Annotated in this window: 10 protein-coding genes; 3 read left to right on the top strand and 7 right to left on the bottom strand. The window is 57.9% G+C overall.

Annotated elements, in window-relative coordinates:
• Positions 1-12 precede the first annotated feature (12 nt).
• On the top strand, positions 13-1,740 hold the full coding sequence (gene araD, locus EDC26_RS12560) for an L-arabinonate dehydratase (RefSeq protein WP_132583102.1): 1,728 nt from the start codon (positions 13-15) through the stop codon (positions 1,738-1,740).
• 11 nt (positions 1,741-1,751) lie between these two features.
• Positions 1,752-2,474: a ribonuclease activity regulator RraA gene (locus EDC26_RS12555; RefSeq protein WP_132583101.1), complete on the top strand. Its 723-nt coding sequence runs from the start codon at positions 1,752-1,754 to the stop codon at positions 2,472-2,474.
• A 151-nt stretch (positions 2,475-2,625) separates the two neighbouring features.
• Here the strand turns inward: EDC26_RS12555 and EDC26_RS12550 are convergent, their stop codons facing one another.
• A complete protein-coding gene (locus EDC26_RS12550) occupies positions 2,626-3,816 on the bottom strand; it encodes an acetylornithine transaminase (RefSeq protein WP_132583099.1) in 1,191 nt (396 codons plus the stop codon).
• Between the two features lie 164 nt (positions 3,817-3,980).
• A complete protein-coding gene (locus EDC26_RS12545; RefSeq protein WP_132583097.1) occupies positions 3,981-4,862 on the bottom strand; it encodes an EamA family transporter in 882 nt (293 codons plus the stop codon).
• A 218-nt stretch (positions 4,863-5,080) separates the two neighbouring features.
• Between EDC26_RS12545 and EDC26_RS12540 the strand changes: the two genes are divergently transcribed.
• Positions 5,081-5,947 carry an MOSC domain-containing protein gene (locus tag EDC26_RS12540; protein ID WP_132583095.1) on the top strand — a complete coding sequence of 289 codons (867 nt, stop codon included), beginning with the start codon at positions 5,081-5,083 and terminating at the stop codon, positions 5,945-5,947.
• Here the strand turns inward: EDC26_RS12540 and EDC26_RS12535 are convergent.
• From EDC26_RS12535 to EDC26_RS12515, 5 genes are all read right to left on the bottom strand, one after another.
• Positions 5,944-6,603, bottom strand: a complete 660-nt coding sequence (locus tag EDC26_RS12535; RefSeq protein ID WP_132583093.1) for an amino acid ABC transporter permease — start codon at positions 6,601-6,603, stop codon at positions 5,944-5,946. The genes EDC26_RS12540 and EDC26_RS12535 overlap by 4 nt on opposite strands.
• A gap of 14 nt (positions 6,604-6,617) precedes the next feature.
• Entirely contained in the window at positions 6,618-7,427 is an 810-nt protein-coding gene (locus EDC26_RS12530; protein ID WP_132583091.1) for a cystine ABC transporter substrate-binding protein, read from the bottom strand.
• Between the two features lie 174 nt (positions 7,428-7,601).
• A complete protein-coding gene (locus EDC26_RS12525) occupies positions 7,602-8,999 on the bottom strand; it encodes a CoA transferase (protein WP_207915138.1) in 1,398 nt (465 codons plus the stop codon).
• Positions 9,000-9,029: 30 nt separating this feature from the next.
• Positions 9,030-10,211: a DNA polymerase IV gene (dinB, locus tag EDC26_RS12520; RefSeq protein WP_132583089.1), complete on the bottom strand. Its 1,182-nt coding sequence runs from the start codon at positions 10,209-10,211 to the stop codon at positions 9,030-9,032.
• A 628-nt stretch (positions 10,212-10,839) separates the two neighbouring features.
• Positions 10,840-13,146, bottom strand: coding sequence for an ATP-binding protein (locus EDC26_RS12515; RefSeq protein WP_132583087.1), 2,307 nt, complete (start codon positions 13,144-13,146; stop codon positions 10,840-10,842).
• Between the last annotated feature and the right edge of the window lie 12 nt (positions 13,147-13,158).

The raw sequence follows: 13,158 nt of genomic DNA, 5'->3' as shown, positions 1-13,158 counted from the left end.
CCAGGACAATCAATGAAAACCCCAGATTCACTACGCAGCGCCCGCTGGTTCGCGCCCGACGACCTCAGAGGCTTCGGCCATCGGTCCAGAATCATGCAGATGGGCTACGGCCCGGACGACTGGGCGGGCAAGCCCGTCATCGGCATCATCAATACCTGGTCGGACATTCAGCCCTGCCACGCACACTTCAAGCAACGCGTCGAAGACGTCAGGCGCGGCGTACTGCAGGCGGGCGGCTTTCCCATCGAGCTGCCGGCGCTGTCGCTGGCCGAGCAATACGTCAAGCCCACCACCATGCTGTATCGCAATATGCTGGCCATGGATACGGAAGAACTCATACGCTGCCATCCCATCGACGGCGTCGTGTTGATGGGCGGCTGCGACAAGACCACTCCGGCGTTGCTCATGGGTGCCACCAGCGCGGGCGTGCCCGCCATTTATATTCCCGCGGGCCCGATGCTGCGCGGCAATTGGGAAGGCAAGGTGCTGGGCTCGGGTTCGGACGCCTGGAAGTTCTGGGACGAGCGCCGCGCCGGCAAGATCACGCCCACGCAGTGGCTGGGTATCGAGGGCGGCATCGCCCGCAGCCACGGGCATTGCATGACAATGGGCACGGCCAGCACCATGACCGCCATCGCCGACGCGCTGGGCATGACCCTGCCCGGGGCCTCGTCGATTCCCGCCGCCGACGCCAACCATATCCGCATGTGCGCGGAAACGGGCCGGCGCATCGTCGACATGGTCTGGGAAGACTTGACGCCGGCCAAGATCCAGACCGTCCCCGCCTTCAAAAACGCCATTGCGGTGGCCATGGCCATGGGCTGTTCCACCAACGCCATCATCCACGTCATTGCCCAGGCCAAACGGGCGGGCTGCGACATCAGCCTGGACGACTTCGAACTGGCCAGCCGCAAAATCCCCGTCATCGCCAACGTGCGGCCCAGCGGCGATAAATATCTGATGGAAGACTTTTATTATGCGGGCGGCGTGCTGGCGCTGATGAGCGAGCTGCGCCCTCACTTGAACCTGGATGTCATGACCGTCACCGGCAAAACGCTGGGTGAAAATCTGCAGGGCGCGCAAGTCTACAACCACGACGTGATCCGCAGCCTGGACAACCCTATTTACGCCGAGGGCTCGCTGGCGGTCCTCAAAGGCAATCTGGCGCCCAACGGCTGTGTGATCAAGCCGGCCGCCGCCGAAAAACGTTTCCTCAAGCACACGGGCCGCGCCCTGGTTTTCGACAGCTACCCGGCCATGAAAGAACAGATCAATCGCCCGGACCTCGACGTGACCGCCGACCACGTGCTGATCCTGCGCAACGTCGGCCCCCAGGGCGGCCCCGGCATGCCCGAATGGGGCATGATCCCGATTCCGCAAAAGCTCATCGAACAGGGCGTGCGCGACATGGTGCGCATTTCCGACGCGCGCATGAGCGGCACCAGTTACGGCGCCTGCATCCTGCACGTGTCGCCCGAAGCCTATATAGGCGGGCCGCTGGCGCTGGTTGAGAACGGCGATGAAATCTCGGTGGATGTCGCCAAGCGCACCATACATCTGCACGTTGCGGACGACGAGCTGGCCCGCCGCAAATCGGCGCGCGCCATCCCCGAACCACGCTACGAGCGCGGCTACGGCTGGATGTTCAACCGACACATACAGCAAGCCGATCAGGGCTGCGACTTCGACTTTCTGCAAACCGGATTCGGCAAAGCCGCCGGCGAGCCCGATATCTTCTAGGAGAACCACACATGGCAGTCCTCAGTACCCTCATCATGGATCAGCTTCGACAGGTAAGCGTGGCAACCGTTACCACCACCCTGTACAAACGGGGCTTGCGCAATCAGCTGATTCAGGGCGTCTACCCCGTGGGCGCGGGAAAAAAAGAACGCCTGATCGGCCCGGCCTACACCCTGCGGTATATGCCCGCGCGTGAAGACCTGAACAAGCTCGAAGTGTTCCGCGATCACAGCCACCCGCAACGCAAGGCCGTGGAAGAGTGCCCGGCCGGGTACGTGCTGGTCATGGACAGCCGCAAAGACGCCCGCGCCGCATCGGCGGGAAGCATTCTGGTCACACGGCTGCAACAGCGCGGCGTGGCCGGCGTCGTCACCGATGGGGGCTTTCGCGATTCGCCGGAAATTGGCGAACTGAACATGCCCGCCTACCATCGCAGCCCCGCGCCCCCCACCAACCTGACGCACCATCAGGCCATCGACATCAATGTACCCATAGGCTGCGGCGACGCGCCCGTGTTTCCCGGAGACATTATTTTCGGCGATGAAGAAGGCGTCGTGGTCATCCCCGCACACCTGGTGCAGGAAGTCGCCCAGGAAGCGTTTGAAATGACCGCCTTCGAAGATTTCGTCACCGAAAAAGTGAAGGAAGGGCGCTCAACCCTGGGGCTCTACCCCGCCACCGATCCCAAAACGCTGGATGAATTTGCGATCTGGAAAAAGAAACATAACCGTTGATGACGTAGCGGCGCATACGTTTGAATGGCGTATGCGTTTGTAGCGGCAGCCCTTGTGGCTGCCATTTTCAATAAACAGGGTGCAGGTTATTGCACAAATGGCAGCCACAAGGGCTGCCGCTACAAAACCGCCCGACACGCGAAAATACCCCCTACCCGCGAACCTTCTGCACAACCTCGTCCAGGCGCTTCAACATCAGGTCGACTTCATCGGCCGTCACATTCAGCGCCGGCATGAAACGCAGCAGGTTCGGGCGCGGCGAATTCAGCAGCATGCCGTCGGGCGTCATTAAACGCGCCGCTTCCACAATGGCCGCGCCATCGTCGCGATCGAGCATCAGCGCTCGCAACAAGCCCACGCCGCGCTCGCCCTTCATGCCCCATTTGGCCGATAGCGCAAGCAAACCTTTGGACAACTGCTGGCTGCGGGCATTGACCGACTCCATGAAGCCCGGCGCGGTCAGCGTGTCGAACACCGCAACACCCGCGGCCGTCATCAAGGGATTGCCGTTATAGGTTCCACCCTGGTCGCCATGCACGAAGCACGACACCTCTTCCCGCGCACACAATGCCGACAGCGGCACGCCTGCGCCTATCCCTTTGCCCAGGGTCATGATGTCGGGCGTGATGCCCGCATGCTGGTAGGCGAATAGTTTGCCGGTGCGCCCCATGCCGGTTTGCACCTCATCGACGATCAGCAGCAGCCCTTTTTCATCGGCCAGCTTGCGCAAGGCCTGCAGAAATTCGGTCGTTGCCGGAATGACACCGGCTTCGCCCTGTACGGGTTCGAGCATGATGGCGACCGTCTGATCATCGACCAGTGCGCGCACCGAAGCAATATCGTTCAAATCCGCTTTCGGAAAACCATCGACCTGAGGCGCAAAAATCTTATCCCAGCCGGGTTTTCCGGAGGCCGACATGGTGGCCAGCGTACGCCCGTGAAAGCTGTGATCGAAGGTAATAATCTTGTAGGCGCCTTTGCGGTGCAGCTGACCCCATTTGCGGGCGAGCTTGATCGCGCCTTCGTTGGCCTCGGCGCCGCTATTGGCAAAGAATATGCGGTCAAAGCACGAGGCGCCCGTCAGGCGTATGGCCAGTTCGATCGAAGGTTCGTTGTAAAAAGCCGGCGAAGGATTCAACAAGCGCGTCGACTGATCGGCTATAGCCTTTACCACCGGCGCCGGACAATGCCCCAGGCAATTTACCGCCCACCCCTGCACGAAATCCAGATATCGCTTGCCATTGTGGTCTTCAAGCCAGGACCCGCTGCCACGGACAAACACCAGCTCTGGACGCGAGGTAATTTCCATGAGCGCATTCACGTCCGACCGACTAAATTTCATTTTCAAATCCTTGAAGAAAAAGAAGGGAAAAGGGGAGACCAGGCACTTTACAAACTTCGAACCATTGTGAATTTTAACAATCTTGCCAAAGACCGTATTAATGGGCGCCTGCGACATGTAGCGCCACCCCTTGTGGGTGGCATTCCCCCAACATATCCAACCCCCTACACACGCAACAACCTGCGCACTTGCCGAAGACCAAACACATTCACGGCCAGCCCCAGCATGACCACGGCGCCGCCCAGCCACTGGATCAAATCCAGACGCTCGCCCAGCAAAAACGACGACGACACCAGGCCTATCACCGGAATCAGCAGGCTTAAAGGCGCGACCTTGCTTACCGGGTGCTTGCCCAACAAGCGCCCCCACAACACATAGCCGACAATGGTCGCGACCAGCGCCAGATACGCGACCGAGCCAATTCCCACCACGCTGATATCCTGCAGGCTGTGCCGCATGCGCTGCGGCCCCTCGAATATCCAGGACAGGATCAGGAAAGGAATGGGCGGCAGCAGCGCCGTCCACACGACCAGCCCCAGCATATCGACGCGGCCGATGCGCTTGACCACGATATTTCCGCAAGCCCACGACAACGCCGCGCACAGTGACAGAATGAATCCCAGTACCGGCACGCTACCAGGCTCGGCGCCCATTTGAATCATCACCAGCCCCAGCACCGCCACCGCGATACCCAGGATGTTATGCCGGAACACGCGCTCGTCCAGGACGAGCGCCGCAATCAGAACGGTAAAGAACGCCTGCGCCTGCAGCACCAACGAAGCCAGACCGGCCGGCATTCCCACATAGATGGCCGTAAACAGAAAAATAAACTGCCCGAAACTTAACGTCAACGCGTAAAGGAACAACGCGCGAAACGGCACCGCGGGGCGCTTGACGAAGAACACGGCAGGGAAGGCCACAAACGCAAAACGCAAGGCGGCCAGCAGCAAGGGCGGTATCTCGTGCAGCCCAACCTTGATCACCACAAAATTGATTCCCCAAGCCGTAATCACGGTCAAGGCAGCCAGCCAATCGGTAAGGGGCATCCTGAATCTCGATTATTTTTCAGACCTTATTGTGCCCCAGTCCAAAAACCCCCGCTCGGCGAAGCGGGATTCAAAACAGTAAAATCGATTCGTATGTTGAACGGCAGCCACAAGGGCTGCCACTACAAAAGCGTACCCGCTGAAAATGTAGCGGCACCCCTTGTGGGTGCCATTCAACGTCAGATCCCAAACCTTTCTCACAAGCGCCCCCACCCGCCATGCCAGTCACCGTTCTGAGCCTGCACAGCTACCCCGTCAAATCCTGTGCGGGGCTTACCCACGACCAAGCGCTGATCACTCAGGCAGGCCTGAATCTCGATCGCAACTGGGTGATTGTCGACGAGTACGGCATTTTCATGACTCAGCGCACCTGCGCCAGAATGGCGCTGATTCAGCCCGCCCTCGACGCCCAAACCCTAAAGCTCAGCGCACCCGGCATGCCCGCGATAAACGTCCCTTTGCAGGCTCCCGCCGCTCCGCCCGCGAAAGTGCACGTCCGCATCTGGAGCGCCGACACCCTGGGCTACGATGAGGGCGATACCGTCGCGCAGTGGCTAGGCCAATTCCTGAACCTGCCCTGCCGCCTGCTGCGCGTACACCCGTCCGCGGCCCGCATCGCCAGCGTTGAACACGTCGACGCGTGGCGCAGCAAGCATCAAGAGCTGGCGCCCGGCTTTGCCGCCCGTCATCCATTTGCCTTTGCCGATGGGTTTCCGTTTCTGGTCACCAACCAAGGCTCGCTCGATGAATTGAACGGGCAACTACAGGACAGGGGCCAGCCGGCCGTAGGCATGAATCGCTTTCGCCCCAGCATCGTGGTGCAAGGGCTGGACCCTTACGAAGAAGACTACCTGAGCGGCATGCGCATCGGCTCGCTTCGCTTCGCCTTCGTCAAGCCCTGCGCCCGCTGCCCCATTCCCAATATCGACCCAGCCACGGCGATTTCGGCCGACGAGCCCGGCCGAACCCTGGCCGCGCGCCGCAGCTTTGCCGCCGGTGTGCTGTTCGGGGTCAATGCCGTCGTGGACGGTATTGGAAGGCAGCTGAAAACAGGCGACCTGGTCGAGCCCGAATTCGACGTCTAAACCAGTTGACTGCGTCCGAAGTATTTTTCCAGGCGGCTCTGGACGCGTTCCAGGCCCAGGCACAGCACCCAGTAAATAGCCGCCGCGGCCAAATACAGCGGCAAGGGCTGAAACGTGGTGGCAATGACGTCTTTGGTGGCCAGCAGCAGCTCGGTGACCGTAATCACCGACACCAGCGAAGTGTCCTTGATCAGGCTGATAAGCGTGTTGCTCATCGACGGAACCGCCAGGCGCAAGGCCTGGGGCATCACTACATAATACAGATTCTGCCCATAGCTCAAGCCCAGGCTGTAGCCCGCCGACCATTGCCCACGCCCTATGCCCAGAATCGCCCCGCGCAGGCTTTCTGAAATATAGGCGCCGGCATTCAGGCTCAAAGCCAGAATGCCGGCCGTCAACGGGTCAAACGAAATGCCTATGCTGGGCAGGCCGTAATAAACAATAAACACCTGCACCAGCAACGGCGTACCGCGCATGGCGCTGACATAAAAGGTTGCCGGCCACTGGCTCCAACGGCTGGGCACGACGCGCGCCACGGCAATCAGAAAGCCGATCAGCAACCCGCCCAGCATGGCGGCAAAGGCAAAAATCAGCGTATAGCCGGTTCCTTTTAGAAGAATCGGCGCCGCTACCTCCATCAACTCGAAAAAATTCATTTCGACGGATGCGCCTAGCCGGCCTTGCGCACCTTGCTCACGTCAATGCCAAACCATTTCGTGGAGATCTTGGCAAACTCGCCGTCTTTGAATGAATCCTGCAAAGCCTTGTTGATAGCCGCCTCAAACTTGGGATTGCCCTTTTTGAAGGGAATGCCGTTGAATTTGGGATCGCCCACAATAGCGCCGCCCTTGATGGGGATATTGGACGTCTTGACCAGATAGGCCGTCATCAACTGATCGTTAAGCGCGGCATCGACACGCTTACCAACCAGATCCGACAAGTATTCAGGAGCACCGGGATAGCTCTTCACAACCACGCCAGGCTGCGCCTTGGCCATGGCCTCGTAGTTGCTGCCTTGCGACACGCCCAGCTTCTTGCCCTTGAGATCGGCGAAACTCTTGTACTGGCTGTTGTCGTCCTTGCGCAAAATCAATTGCGGGCTGGAAGCGACATAAGGCACCGAGAAATCAAAGGTTTTCTGGCGTTCAGGAGTAATCCCCACCTGGTTGATGATTACGTCGAACTTGCCCGATTCCAGGCCGGCGAGAATCCCGCTCCATTCGGTTTTGACAAACTGCACCTTCACGCCCAGCTTGTGCGCAATCAGTTTGGCCACATCCACATCGAAGCCGTCCAGCTGCTGGGTTTTGGTGTCCACGAAATTAAACGGTGGGTAGGTTCCTTCCATGCCCACGATCAGGGTGCCGCGCGCCTTGACCGTGTCCAGCAAGCCTGCGGCATGCGCAGACGCCATGGCCAGCCCCGCAAACGCCATCGTCCCGGCGGCCAGCGCATTACGTACGTATTTTGACAATTTCATTTCTTATCCTGCAAGAAAAAGTGAATGCCAGGCATCCGGCGCGCCCGCGCCGGAACTATCCGTGGCACATAGGCCTATGCTAACAACATTGCAGCAACTTGAGAACGATTCGATCATTACTTGAATATAGCCACAAGATATATAAAATACCTTATAACAGCCTGAATGTTATGTTTAGCCGGCCGGCAGCCATTGGGCCGAGCTGCTGCGCAAGGCACAGGCGGGATAATCCCATTGCATGGGCGCCCCCTGAATCTCGCAGGGCGGTTTAAGGCGATGAGCCGGCCCCCAGGCGGTGCGTTCGACTTCAGCACAACAGTCTTGCGGCGTTTCCGGGCCGAGTTCATCCACCGCCCCAGGCCCAGGAAGCGAAGCCAACAGCACCGCGGTGCGGGCCAGCGAAAGGCGCGTCGTCGACCCCTGGCCCACCGCCCGCCGCCGCGTCAGGCCACGCAGCACGGCCGCCGCCATCAGGTAGCCGGTTGCCTGATCCAGCGCCTGGACGGGCAAGGGCGTTGGCCGGTCTGTCCCAAAGCGCTGCATGCCCGTGTGCGCAAAGCCATTGCTCATCTGCACCAGGCTGTCAAAGCCCCGCCGCCCGCTCCACGGCCCGGTCCAGCCATAGGCGTCCAGGCACACATCCACCAAGCCAGGCCGTATCCTCTGACGAGCCTGCGCGCCCAGACCCAGCCTTTCGAGCGCGTCGGGCCGATAGCCGTGCACCAGAACGTCAGCCTCGCCGAGCAAGGATTTGAAGCGCTCCCACTGCGCCGGATCGCGAAAATCCAGCAGCGCGCAGCGTTTGCCCAAGATCACTTCAGGCACCATGCCCGGCTCCACCCAAAAGGGCGGGTCGATACGCAGCACCTGCGCGCCGTAGGCCGCCAGAAAACGCGTCGACACCGGACCCGCCAGTACGCGGGTCAGATCCAGCACCTTGAGCCCGGCCAGTGGCCGCGCCAACGTACCTCGCAGTTCATCGGCCAAACCGCGACCGCCCTGCTCATAATGAAAGAGGGGCTCGCCACTCACGGCCAGCCCCTGCGGATGACGCGCCCATTCCTCCTGCGTACGCATCATGGCCGCGCAGCCGCCGGCCTGAACGATCGCGGTTTCCAGCGCCAGCGCATCCCACGTCGAAATGGCCCGCCGCAGCGTCTGCGGCTCAGGCTCCACCCCCAACACCCGCAGCTCCGCGGCGCGATGCGGCGGCATATTGGCATGCAGGCGAATCCAGCCGTCCCGGGTCCGATAGTCGCCCGTCACAGGATCCCTGGCATCGGGCAACACCCAACCCTGAGGCCGCAGGGAAGTATGAAACCAGAAAGACGCCAGGCGGCGGTCTACGGTGGCGGGCGGGCGCCGGCCAAAGCACATATTCATGTATTCGGTCATAGCCAGGGCCGCCGAGCCGATCGCGGCAACCGCCAACTCGGTGACCGCAAAAGCCGAAGGCAGGGAACCCGACCCGGTGACTTCAAGACGGCCGGCATCAAAGCCGGCAGGCGCGCCCTCGCCAGGCTGCGCCGCCATCGCCTGCAAAAACGCGGAGATCAAAGAAGGACTATCCATGACAAGCTTCCTGAAAACCCATGCCAAACGCTAACACAGCGTCAGTTGAACCCCGTGCTTGAACGCCTCCGTACTCTGCTCCGCATCGGTCTTGTGCGACAAGGTACCGACCCGCACGCCCAGCAGACGGATCCGGTGATCCAGGGTGATGCGCTTGAGGCAAACGCCGGCGGCATGATGGATCGCCTGCGCATCCGCCGTGGCATCGGGCAGGGTGATATCCCGCGTTACCGTGCGAAAATCATCGAAACGCAGCTTGATCCCTATCGTGCGCCCCACATAACCCTTGCGCTGCAAGTCGGCGGCCAATCGAGTGCACAAGTCGAGAAAAATCCCCGACAGGACAGCACGATCGCGCACTACATGCAGGTCGCGCTCAAAGGTAGTCTCGCGGCTTAATGACTTGGGCTCGGAATAGGTCACCACCGGCCGCTCGTCAATGCCATGAGCCACCTCGACCAGCCAGCGCGCATAGCCCAGGCCGAAGTGCTTCTGCAGCAAGGCCGGCGCCGCCTGCGCCAGCTCAGCCACGGTGTTGATCCCCAGACCGACCAGGCGCGCTCCGGCCTTGGGCCCAATGCCATTGATCTTGCGCACCGACAAAGGCCAGATGCGCCGCTCCAGGTCATCCATGCTTAAAATCGTCAGACCATCGGGTTTTTCCAGATCCGAGCCGATTTTCGACAAAAGCTTATTGGGTGAAATGCCAATCGAGCAACACAGGCCCGTTGCCTCCTTGACGGCCGCCTTGATGCGCTGCCCCAGTTCGCGCGTCGGATCGGGGTGGGCCGTCAGATCGATATAGATTTCGTCGATGCCGCGATCCTCAATAGCCGGCGCCACCTCAGCCACCGCCTCTTTGAACAGGCGCGAATAATGGCGATAAGAGGGAAAATCCACAGGCAGCATGATCGCATCGGGGGCCAACCGCGCCGCCTTCATCATGCCCATCGCCGAAAACACGCCCAGCGCACGCGCCTCGTAAGTCGACGTCGTAATCACCCCGCGCCCCACATAGTCGCGCAAGCGGGCGAACACGCGCGTGCCATCGGCCTGCACCTGGGGCTCGGCATGGCTGCCGGCGCCTATCACCACCGGCAGTCCCCTCAACTCCGGATAGCGCAACAACGCAACGGAAGCGTAAAACGCGTCCATATCCAGATGGGCGATGCGGCGCGGCGACGCGGGCGCAGGAGGCGAAATGGGGCTCATGGGTGTGGGGAAGCGGGGCTAAACCTCGTCAAACCGGGCAGCTTGTTTTGATTATTATGGCTCAATTGTTATGTGTGGCGCGCTGAGCGGGTTCTGGCTGCGGTTTGCAACGGTAGTGGCCTGTTCCGACTTGCGAGTGGCATGCGTTGGAACAGGAAATAAACCAAGATGGTTCTGAGCTACTTCATGCTGCTTGCTGCCAAGAAAGGGGTCGCGACCAGCGTTTTATTGCTGGACCGGATGTTGGGGCCGTTCCCTGATACTGATACTCGTTGTGGCCCGACATGGAAACGGTTAAATGGCCGAGTTAGATTGATTGTCTCAAGTGTGTGATTCGTAACTGGCTGGATTCGGCCGAGGCTGTGTGAAAACGTTAAAAAATCTGAGGCGCTAAAAAATCGACCTTTCAGATTGACTGCTATTCAATTTTTTTAGCATTAGGAATGGTCTCCCTACCCACGAATTTTCACGATATTTGAGTTTTCACACAGCCTCGGCCAAAAGCGGCCGTCGTGATGGCACCAAGCGATGTCCGCTCTAGGCTGTAAGCTGAATCACCAATGGCCGCTTTGCGGCACCCCAAAAAATAGTCTGCTTCATTTCCTGCCTGCGGGCTTCCTTCGCACACTCACGCCTCTTGGGCGACCTCTACCATCTCATCAAAGTGCTTCTTGTCTACCTCTTCAATCCATTGGAAGATGTTATTCAGCACACTATGACTCTCTCCCGCAAGGTTCTCAGCGGATTCTTCTGTGATTTCAATAACGTCGCTATGAGAATACTTATTAATGAACCTATAAATCTTTTCCTTCAGTTCGGTTGTGGTGATAGTGCAGCCCTCAAGCCCAGCATCCATTAACTGACTCAGACTCGCGCGACCACGGGGAAACTTGAAGGTAAAGAATGACTCCAACAGCTTTCGGGCGAGGTTGGCGGTCAAGAAGGCTTCATCGCGATCAAGCGTAACCTTTTCCCTATATTTGTATAGCTTCTTGAAGGTGTAGTGATACTCAGACCCGTAATTCTTAAGCGAATCATCAGCTTCAACAAGCAGGGAATGACGGGGTGAGCCCGGCGGGGCATCCAGCCGGTAAAAGAACGCAGTCGCAGGTTTGCTCTTCTGTGCCCTGTTCTTGTTCATTGTCGTAAACCAATCCCTTATCAACTTGAAGTAAGTAAAGTTATGGGTGAGGACAAACAATTGCTTGGCATCTATGCACTGGGTTTTGAGGAAGGAGTAGGCATGAAAAAGATGATTTGAGTCAAAACTTGAAACAGGGTCATCCACAACAACAATTGTGTCTCTGATGTTGTTCCCGTTCTCCTTGAGCTTCGTGATGAAGTAAACGAAAGCAATCGCCGTCTTCTCCCCTTCACTCAGATTTCCATCATGCTCCCCAAGCCCGTTTCTAATAATCTCATAACCCTTCTTGGCTTGATTAAAGCTCAAGCACAGGTCCGAGCGGCCAATAAAGCGATGAAGAACATCGTTGAACTCCTTAGCCCCAACAGTTTCATTCGATAGAAGAGCCTCAAGATTCCCCACCTCTAAGGCAAGCCCATCAATCGCCGTCTTGTCAGCTGCTGTGGTTGCCTCCAAATCTTTGCACTGATTCTCATTGCCCGCATAGTCAACCTCTTGAATCTCCGCCGCGGCAAAATGAAGCTCAAGAGACTTCTTAGCTTTAGAGGTTTCCGAACTGAAGTTGTCCGTCTTATTGTTGTGCTTCTTCACTAGGTCAACAATGGACGACAAGACGGCATTGAAGTACGCCACATCATCCTCACGTACATCCGCAATCTGAATGTCTGTTTTTGAGGGGTCCATGATTTTTGCCTTCAGGGCTTCCCGCCAGCCTTCAATTTGTTCATTGATTTTCTGGGCGGCTTGCTTGTATTTCTCTTCTAGCTTCGTCGCTTCAGTAGCGTACTCTTTATAAAAGCTCGTTGATGCAGGAAGACTATTAGCGGGAGCACCTTGGGATTCAATCCAAGCCGCCGCATTGTTCAATCTCGTTTGAAAGTCAGTGAACTCCTTGCTGAAATGCGCGGCTAAGGCTTCCGCACGGGGTTTAGTAAAAGGTTCGCCGCAGAACTCGCAAGATTCTGACTTGTGGTGCTCATGGATTGCCAAGCCCTCTTGCACCCAATCACGGATATCAGGATTGTCCGTGAGCCGCTCTATCGCCTGATTAATTGCTGTTGTTCCAATCAGGTCGCGGATACGACCGGCAGCCTTATTGAAGTAGCCTTCCTCAATTGCTGCTGAGACGAAGGTAATGCTTAGCAGGAGGTCCGGCTTTGCTGCATTTGTTAGCTCAATGACTTTCTCATCGGAAAGCACCGATTCTCTCTTTAAAACCGATTCACCATTGCTCTCAATAAACTTTGAGAGCTTGCGACGGTCATAGTTCAGATAATAGCTATCGCTGGTGTCAATCGCCTGAAGACCCGTCTTCATCTTTTTAGCCGCACTGGTAAGAAATTTATCCTGCGCTTCCGTCTTTGTGCGGATTTCCGTTAGCTTTGTCGCGTACGCTTTTTGCTTTTCCCCAAGCTCACCCTTCTTCTTCTCCAAAGTCTGAAGGTCATCAATCTTCTCCTTGGCAATGAGAAGAATGCTCTTTACCGACCTGTCCCAATCAATGTTCTCGTGGATGAACCGTTGATTGAATACGTGGATGTTCAGTGATGAAGACGCCAAGGTTGCGTCAGTGAGCGAAGTCCCATCGTCCAGTGCAATAGAGAACTGAGCCCCAGCAAAACGAGGGATCAATGAACGGCTCTCAAGGCAAGAAAAGACATTAGAAAGTGTTGACTTCCCAGTGCCGTTCCAACCGTAGATAAGGTTGTACCTGCCAAACTGCTGAATGCCAGATCCATTGAAGTCGGTGAAGATACCGAACTGCCGAAGGCGATTGATGCGAAGAATCACGTTTAGAGGCTC

It is taken from the genome of Paralcaligenes ureilyticus, assembly GCF_004346225.1.
Taxonomy (GTDB): domain Bacteria; phylum Pseudomonadota; class Gammaproteobacteria; order Burkholderiales; family Burkholderiaceae_B; genus Paralcaligenes; species Paralcaligenes ureilyticus.
The sequence above is the reverse complement of the archived record's forward strand: the minus strand, read 5'-3'. Positions and strand labels throughout refer to the sequence as shown.